Annotated in this window: 7 protein-coding genes; all 7 read right to left on the bottom strand. The window is 29.9% G+C overall.

Features of this window, described 5'->3' with window-relative positions; all coding sequences use genetic code 11:
- Positions 1–316 precede the first annotated feature (316 nt).
- Positions 317–1,360: a DUF5050 domain-containing protein gene (locus EV214_RS16875; RefSeq protein ID WP_132247886.1), complete on the bottom strand. Its 1,044-nt coding sequence runs from the start codon at positions 1,358–1,360 to the stop codon at positions 317–319.
- A gap of 122 nt (positions 1,361–1,482) precedes the next feature.
- Positions 1,483–1,959: a hypothetical protein gene (locus EV214_RS16870; protein WP_132247884.1), complete on the bottom strand. Its 477-nt coding sequence runs from the start codon at positions 1,957–1,959 to the stop codon at positions 1,483–1,485.
- 144 nt (positions 1,960–2,103) lie between these two features.
- Complete coding sequence (locus EV214_RS16865) at positions 2,104–2,469, bottom strand: hypothetical protein (RefSeq protein WP_132247882.1); 366 nt, start codon at positions 2,467–2,469, stop codon at positions 2,104–2,106.
- A gap of 12 nt (positions 2,470–2,481) precedes the next feature.
- A complete protein-coding gene (locus tag EV214_RS16860) occupies positions 2,482–2,790 on the bottom strand; it encodes a hypothetical protein (protein ID WP_132247880.1) in 309 nt (102 codons plus the stop codon).
- 166 nt (positions 2,791–2,956) lie between these two features.
- Positions 2,957–3,478: a cysteine hydrolase family protein gene (locus tag EV214_RS16855; protein ID WP_132247878.1), complete on the bottom strand. Its 522-nt coding sequence runs from the start codon at positions 3,476–3,478 to the stop codon at positions 2,957–2,959.
- 171 nt (positions 3,479–3,649) lie between these two features.
- On the bottom strand, positions 3,650–4,906 hold the full coding sequence (xerA, locus tag EV214_RS16850) for a site-specific tyrosine recombinase/integron integrase (RefSeq protein WP_243116705.1): 1,257 nt from the start codon (positions 4,904–4,906) through the stop codon (positions 3,650–3,652).
- Positions 4,907–4,985: 79 nt separating this feature from the next.
- Positions 4,986–8,375, bottom strand: a complete 3,390-nt coding sequence (addB, locus tag EV214_RS16845; protein ID WP_132247876.1) for a helicase-exonuclease AddAB subunit AddB — start codon at positions 8,373–8,375, stop codon at positions 4,986–4,988.
- Positions 8,376–8,627: the final 252 nt, after the last annotated feature.

Raw genomic sequence — 8,627 nt, 5'->3', positions numbered from 1 at the left:
AATCCTCATTCACTTTACCTTCTATTACAATCTCAATTTCATCTGAAATCAGTTTGACAGATTCTAGTTCACTAGTTTTATCTTTCTTCATACATATCCAACTAACCCAGGTAAAATTAATAGCATCACAATTAGTAACTTGAAATTTTTCATTGTATTAATCCCTTCAAAATATTATATTGCGCAGCACTTAGTATTACTAACCTTAGACAGGCTAAACATTTCCGCAACAGTATTTCGTCTAACGTTCTTGCTATGTTGCGACGTTCCACATGGTTTTTGTGGAATGTTTGAAAATAGTATGTTATATGCTGTTTTAATTCATAGGAATTATTTCATCATTTTTAGAAATTCTCTTTAATGTTGGATATTCCCTATCTTCTGATGACATATACATAATCCATTTACCAATGACACTTAAATTCTCAACGTCTCGATCATCATTAATTTTTTTCATATCTATTCCGTTTTCATCAATCTTATATAGCCCTTCTCCTTCATCAAGAGGTTGTTTTCCATATTTAGAATAATAAATCCAAATATCATTTTTACAGAATTTTGATACTTTTTCATCCACAAGTAATTGTATATATTTATTCTTTAAGTTCAATTTATACAATTTATAATCTTTTTCATCTACATAATAAATATAATTATCTTCTATAATCATATCCCTAGTTTGAACATTTACAATAACCTTTTTATTATTACCATCTAAGTCCATACAATTTAAATATCTTGTTTTATCATATTCAAAGCTATAATATATTTTCCCATTATATAAAGCCATATCATAAGTCTCTACATTACTTATTTTTTTAAAATTTTCTCCATTAATAGTCATTTTACATATACCTGAGTTATTCTTAGACACTTTAATAAAGTATATCCAATCACCTATAACATGGGGATCTATTGTAAAATCCATCATCGGCACTTTAGATACTTCACTTCCATCAATCTTTCTTCTTATTAAATTGTCCCCCTGCATATAAAGCAAGTAATCTCCTATAATATTAAGGTGACAAATGCCATTTCCTGATCCTTGTCTTACTAAGGTTTTTCCATTTTTGAATTCTTTATCAGAACGATATAGCCATAAATTATCTTTCAAGTAAAAAATATATTCATCATTTTCTACTGCATGCCCATAATTATTTATATTTCCTTCAATATTACCCATTTTCTTATCATTTGATAGATGTAGTTTTTTTACATTCTTAATTTTAAAGTCATAATACTTCTCATGAAATGTTTGAAATATATTAACATTTAACTTGATTACCCCTATCGCATGCAATAAGACAAAGCAATAAAATATTAACATACCTCTTTTAATTGTTTTTTTCTCTTCTTCCATTTTTCACCTCTCATCATATTTTTAAAATTGCATATAACGGTTTTACAGTTCACTGTGTCCTACGAGGTTTTGTGTAGGATAGTGTGCACTGTATGTTAGATGCTGTAATATAAAAATTTCTATTAATTATTGTGATTAACTAATTCAATAAATTTCTCTGATAACTCCAATAGCTCAGATTTATTGTTAACTTTATTCATAACTCTAATAAAACGCCAATTATTTTTTAAATCTATTCTAATTGAGTTTCTATCATATTCACGAATCGATTTTATATTACACCATTTTGTAAATCTCCCATTAAAGTATATACCTTCTTCAAACACTGTTATTTTTCTCCAATAATTAATTGTATTTATTGCTATATATATAATAAGTAATACTCCATCAACCATGTATTGTATCCAATTACATAATACCCATATATTAAATATTATGGATAAAATCAAAACAACTATTGAAACATTTCTCATATCAGATTTATGTTTAAAACTATCAATTTTATTTCTACTATATCTTTTAAATTCCAAATAATGTCTTGCTGTTTTTGAAAATTCAACAATCAATATAATTACTAGAAATAAATTTATGTTTCTCATTTTTCATCTCTCCTCTCACTCACAACTAATATCTATAATTATTTATATGGCATCTAACGTTTTGGGGCTTTGAGACGTCAATGACTCTCCCCAAAAACACGCTTCGATGTCGTCTAAAGCCTTTGTTATGTGAAGTTTTATGATTTATAAATCCATATTTCCGCTTATGTAAGATGTGTTACATTCATTGCACACAACCTTGCAGTAATAGGACTCTATGTTCTTATTTACTACAGAAAATAAAGGCGAATCATCATGAGGGCAGCAATACCTGTTTTTCACAAGTTTTAAATCTTTACAAGAATTTTTATATTCATCCTCAAAATAACCCAGTTTAAATTTTGCAACGTTTCCACATGAGCATTTGGATTTAAATTCAAAAGTTTGATAAGTACTATAACATAAATACCCAATAGTATTATCGCATTGATTGCAATACATCCAACTACCATTATTTTTCAACATTCTTCCGTTTTCAATTTCTCTATACAATAATTTCTTACTTGGCATCGTCTTCTCCCCCTATGCTAAATAGCCAACTATACTTCCTAAAATTAACGACATTACTATAATTATTGGAACCGATTTTTGATCTTCTTTCATAACCATTATAGCTACTGGAACTCCCGTAAGTAATCCTATCAAAGCTCCATTGCTCCACCCAGTTAAACCAAAAACACTTGAATATGAAATAATCACTCCCAAAGCAACCCAATGAATAAAAGCTGATATAACAGAAAATCTATCCATTTTCTTTAATATCATTGGAAGTATATCTATAACCCCTGCTCCAACACCTAACATTATAGCTCTTAACATTTCGTTACGCATACCTTCCCCCTCTTGATATCTAACATATCCTAAACCATAAAATTTCACATAACGTTCAGCTATGTTACGACGTTCCACATGCCTTCCGTGGAATGTTTGAAGATAGTATGTTATCTACAGTAGCTCCCGAAGTAGCACTCTATAACCCGTCCCCCTCTAAGTAACTCTATTTCATTCTTTTAAATGTTTCATCCACTGAAATACATTCTGCGTATCTACAATTCCACATAAACTCATTGTAATATTTGTAACTTTGCTCTGAAGACATAAACTTATTATTAACTGTTGTATTTGCATACGCTGGAACTATAATATTAAACCCATGTTCAAATCCACATTTTATAGTAGCATCAATACAATAATCTGTTTGAAGCCCTACAACAATGATATCTTTTTCACCTTTATCTATTAAATATTCTAATAACCCAGTCCCTTTAAAAGCACTATTAACCTCTTTATTAAATATTTTTTCTTCACTCATTGGTTGAAATTTTTCATATATTTCAAACCCATCAGTTCCTTTTGTTAATTCACTTCCTATCCCATCATCATGACGTACATATATTACTTCAATATTATTTGTCCTCGCCTCATGTATTATTTTTTCAACATTAGATACAAACATATTAAATTTATATAATTTTTCGTTTGTTATTAATTTTTGTGTATCAACCACTAATAAAATCATTTTTATCTCCCCTTTAAATTACTATTTATTTGTGTTATTTTTTTTGATTTTCTTTTTAGTATATTGCTATTGTAGATAACTACTCATTTCACGAATCAGTTTCGCTATTTATCTATATATGGATGGATTAGCGAAACTGGTTCATGAATATTTACTTATTTCTGTTATTTTTTAATCCCTTCCCTTAAGTATTCTATCTAATGGACTTTCGATTTTTCTTATGCTTTTCTTACTTACATGTGTGTAGATTTCTGTCGTTTTTGAACTGCTATGACCTAGTAATTCCTGTATATATCTTAGATCTGTACCTCCTTCTAACAGATGGGTGGCAAATGAATGCCTTAAAGTATGAACAGTCGCATTTTTCTTCATTTTAGCTTTCTCACATGCCCTTTTGAATATCTTCTGAACTGATCTATCATGCAGATGTTGGCCTTCATTACCACCTGGAAAAAGCCAGTCCTTTAGTCTATATTCCTTTGCATATTCTCTAAGCATTTTAAGTGCATTATCAGATAATATCGTATATCTATCCTTTCTCCCCTTCCCCTGTCTTATATGAATCATCATCCTCTCGCTATCTATATCATCTACTTTTAATCTAATAACTTCTCCTAATCTAAGACCTGCTGAATATATGACAAATAGTAGGGCTTTGTGTTTTTTGTTCTCAACTGAGTTTAGAATATCTATCACTTCTTTTTCACTCAATATATCAGGTAATTTCTTTTCCTTATTAGGCCTTGGTATTTCATATAAAATGTTTCCTTTACTAAGTACATATCTATATAAAAATTTGATAGAACTTAATGCTTGATTTACATATGAATGACTATTACTACTCTCATACAACAAAACATACATATATTTCTCCACATCTTCTTTTGTCAATTGATCAAGTATTTTATTACAGAATTTTAAAAATCTTTTTGAGTGTCCTATATATGCTTTTATAGTCTTTGGACTAAACCCCTTTAAAACTAGTTGCTCATGTAATTTATTTTCCACGTCCTTTAAATTAAAGTTATATGATTCCTCCAATTCTTTAAGGATGTGTTCAATTGAATAATTACAATTCATTTCTTCATCTTTGAGAAGATTAAATAATTTTAGCTTGCTTTTATCATTATTCGGTATGATCCAACACTTTTCATCTGATTTCCATTCTCTTCCCTTTATTCTTCTTATTTTCTTTACAAATTCTTTATTATAATCAAAATAGACTGCAATTTGTTGATCATTTCTTTCTTCCACATTCATTTTGTTATATTCCTTCTTTCCAATTATACTATTTTTTTCCTTTAGTTTGTAAATTAATCTTAAAGTCTCCAAGCATTTCGCCAATATATACCGAACATACGTTTGTTTATATTTTATGCTTTCTACCACAAAAAATACTACTCCTTTTACTAATAGTGCTCTACTCATAATCAAATCCTAAATAGAGTATGCTATTTTAAAAAACAGGAAATTTTTTGTGCATTCGTGCACACAAAAAAACTCCAGCTTATTTACTGAAGTTTTCTTTATCTTTGATCCTTTCAATGACCTCTTGATCTGAAAGTTTTTTCATATTATTGTATTCATTTTTTTCTAGTAAGTTATCAAATTGACAAATGCTTCTATAAGGACAATAATCACAAGCTGCTTGCTTTCCATTTTTACAAGGTGCGATCTGAATGTTTCCCTTTAGCATTTCATAGCTAATTTCTTTCACGAGTTTTCGAACGTGCTTGATTAAATCCATGAAAGTAGTCTCATCAACGGCAGAGGATTTACTATAGAATTCTCCTAATTTATTAAGTCCTACAGGAATAATGTCAGAATATCCTTCTATGTCTTTATCCATCTGTCGAACAATATTTACATCCTTTAGTACTAACCCCTTCATTTTAAGCTTCCTTCGGATTTCTTTTTCAATGAATGCGATAGCCTTTTCCTCTGTTTTAATCATAGGATCATCAATTTTAAAGTAGAAAATCCCCGCTGGCTTTTTCTCTTTTCGAGGAATGTCTTCTTTTCTTTTTAGAATAGCATCTAGATAAATCATTAGCTGAAGCTGAAGGCCATAGTAAACATCTGATAATCTAAATTCTTTATTTCCTGACTTATAATCAATGATTTTCACATATTCGTCATCGCCATCCTCGAGTAAATCTACCCGATCAATTCTTCCTTCTAAATAAATTTTTTCTCCATCTGCCAATTCTATTTCCATAGGTGGATACATTTGATCCATTCCAAAAGCCACTTCATAGCCCATAGGTTCAAAGCCACTTTCTCTAATATGTTCTGTAAGTATCCAAACGGCTCTTTTACTGATCCTTTTTAGCCTTGTTACAAGATATTTGTACCGACTCGTACTAAGCATCACGCCATTTCCATAGTTTGGTATGATTTGCTCAATTACATCCTCCATCATACGATCGCATTGATTTTTTTCCAGCTTACGCCAATTCAAATTTTCATCTTTCAGTTTATTCGTAAACTTTTCCATAGATTGATGAAAGATATCTCCTATATCTGGTGCCTTTACTTCAAACATTTTTCTTTCCTTAGGCTTCAGTCCATATTTTACAAAATGGGCAAAAGGACAATTTACAAATTGCTCAAGTCTTGATACACTAGATTTAATCGGTGTATCATATAGTTTTTTGGCATTACTAGATTCAATATATTCTACCTGATTATCATGAAAAAATCCTTCAATAACTGCTTCTCTTTTTTGTTTCCATGCTTCATTCTGATAGTACCAGCTATATACATCCCACCATAATCCTTCAATGGTTTTTCCATCCACATTTGCACGTATATTCTCAACTAAATATTTAAAAGTACTTTTAGGTGTAGATATCAATTGTTTTTGTTGATCCATGCTGTGGATAACATCGCTTTTTATACTTAATTTTGTGAATATTTTCTTAAATCTATCTATTAAGATGGATGGGCGCATAGCTTTTCCTTCTTGGTCTGCCATAGCATAACTAATCCACAGATATTCACTAGGTTTTGTAAAGGTTGTATAGATGATAAACTTCTCTTCATAAGCTTTTCTTTGACTATCATATCCTAACGTAATATCTTTTTCTTTCATAGAAATTCTTTCTTCATCAGACAAAATGCCATCATCATCTTTTCCAGATGGCAATATGCCATCATTTACGCCTACTACAAATAAAGCTTTAATATCATGACTTTTAGACCTTTGCATATTCCCTACTAATACTTGATCAATAGTTGTAGGAATAATGCCTACCTCTAAGGATGAAAAACCAGACTCTAATACCCTTATATATTCTTTCAGTGTAATTTTTTGTTCTCCAATAATTTCTACCATCTGGTCAAATACTTCCATTACAATGTTCCATATTTGAGTATTTTCATTCACATATTCATACTGCCCCATTTCTCTTAGGACATCAATCCATTTTTCAAGTTTTTCATGAACTTCTATATCTTGCAAATACGCATATAAACCTTTTGTAATATCTCCTACAGTCTTTTTCCCTTTGATTTTTTTTTCTAATTTCTTCATAGGTTCTATAAACTTTTCTCTACTTTGATTCAACCCATCAATATTTTTTTCTTCTCCCCATGCAAAAGGTTCTTTCCATTTATTTCCTTGTACACCATACTGAAGCACATAGTTTTCTAGTTTTTCATAACTGTCATCGGCTATTCCACTAAATCCTGTTTTAAAAAATCGAAAAACATCTTCATACTTATATCCCCTATACACAGCAGCTAATGCAGACAGAATCAATTCAATAATTGGATTATGCATAATATTTCTCTTTTGATCTAAGAAATAAGGAATATCATATTCTTCAAAAACGCGCTTAATCATGGGCCCATAATGGTCTAGATCATTGCAAACAACTGCAATATCATTCCATCTATATCCCTTATCCCTTACAAAAGACACCACTTTCGAAGCTACATTTTCAATTTCTGTATAAAGACTCAATCCTGCAAAAATATTCATATTTATAAGTTCTTTATCAGATTTATTATAGGGGTAAGCATAAAATTCTTGTTCTATATGATAGATCGCAGATGATTTTGTTTGGATTTCTATTTTATTTTTGTCTAGGTCAATGATCTCCGCTGGCAATCCATATTTCAACGTAATATCATTAATATTTTGGTAAGTAAGCTCTGATATTTTAAATAAATCTCCATCTTTAGATTTTGCTGAAAATTCCATAGTAAATGTTATGGTCATCTGTTTTGCCATCGTCATAATTTTTTCAATGATATGGTAAGTCTGGGGTGTGAAACTTTGAAATCCATCAATCCATATTTCTGCATCCTTTAAAAATTCTGCATCCTGCATCTTTTCAATCAATAAATTCAAATAATCTTCTGTATCAATATATCGCCCTTTTAAATAAGTTTCAAATTGTTCATAGATATGGGCAATATCCTTTAATTTATGATAAAGAATACCATCCTTTTCTATTTCATCTAGGGTATTTAATAAATCTATAGGCAAGACATCGTGTTGCTTAAGTTCACATAATAATTCATTAAACATAGATACAAAACCATCTTGCTGAGAAGCTTTCTTGTAAATGCTTAAATCCTTTTCTGCTTCATCAATAATTTTTCGAAGAACCATATTTTTTCCTTGCTCATTAATATGTATCCTTGTGATGCCCCCTACCTCATTTAAAACCTTATGCGCAAGTCTTGTAAAACTTAAAACTTCTACATCCATGATCCCTGGTAAATCTAGTTTTTCTATCAAATCTCTTTCTGCTTGTAATGTAAACTGCTCTGGTACAATTAAAATTAATCTATTATGATCGGTATCTTCTAATGATTTTTTTATCTCTTCTAGCACGGAATGTGTTTTTCCCATACCTGCTCTTCCGAAAATATATCTTATACCCAATATACTCACCTCTTTGCTTTCTTATATAGAATTATATCATAATGCACTTATTTTTATTAAGCTCATCTTTAAGTATCGACGCCACTCCACATAAAACAGAAAATTTTTATTCTCCCACTTATTATGTTCATCCTAGATAGGAATCTTATGTATTGTCAAAAATCATATTCTTCCTATATAATCCATTTTGGTTTATAATAATACTATATGCAAATGTCTCTATAAGCATCGAATTTAATTCATTATTATAAG

Source organism: Marinisporobacter balticus, assembly GCF_004345705.1.
Taxonomy (GTDB): domain Bacteria; phylum Bacillota; class Clostridia; order Peptostreptococcales; family Thermotaleaceae; genus Marinisporobacter; species Marinisporobacter balticus.
Note: the sequence above shows the minus strand (reverse complement) of the source record. Positions and strands in the feature narration are given on the sequence as shown.

What these genes read in the sequence shown, in the direction of transcription:
- EV214_RS16875 (WP_132247886.1), bottom strand. Translation starts at nt 1,360, where the DNA reads ATGGAAGAAGAGAAAAAAACAATTAAAAGAGGTATGTTAATATTTTAT.
- EV214_RS16865 (WP_132247882.1), bottom strand. Translation starts at nt 2,469, where the DNA reads ATGCCAAGTAAGAAATTATTGTATAGAGAAATTGAAAACGGAAGAATG.
- EV214_RS16860 (WP_132247880.1), bottom strand. Translation starts at nt 2,790, where the DNA reads ATGCGTAACGAAATGTTAAGAGCTATAATGTTAGGTGTTGGAGCAGGG.
- EV214_RS16855 (WP_132247878.1), bottom strand. Translation starts at nt 3,478, where the DNA reads ATGATTTTATTAGTGGTTGATACACAAAAATTAATAACAAACGAAAAA.
- xerA (WP_243116705.1), bottom strand. Translation starts at nt 4,906, where the DNA reads ATGAGTAGAGCACTATTAGTAAAAGGAGTAGTATTTTTTGTGGTAGAA.
- EV214_RS16870 (WP_132247884.1), bottom strand. Translation starts at nt 1,959, where the DNA reads ATGAGAAACATAAATTTATTTCTAGTAATTATATTGATTGTTGAATTT.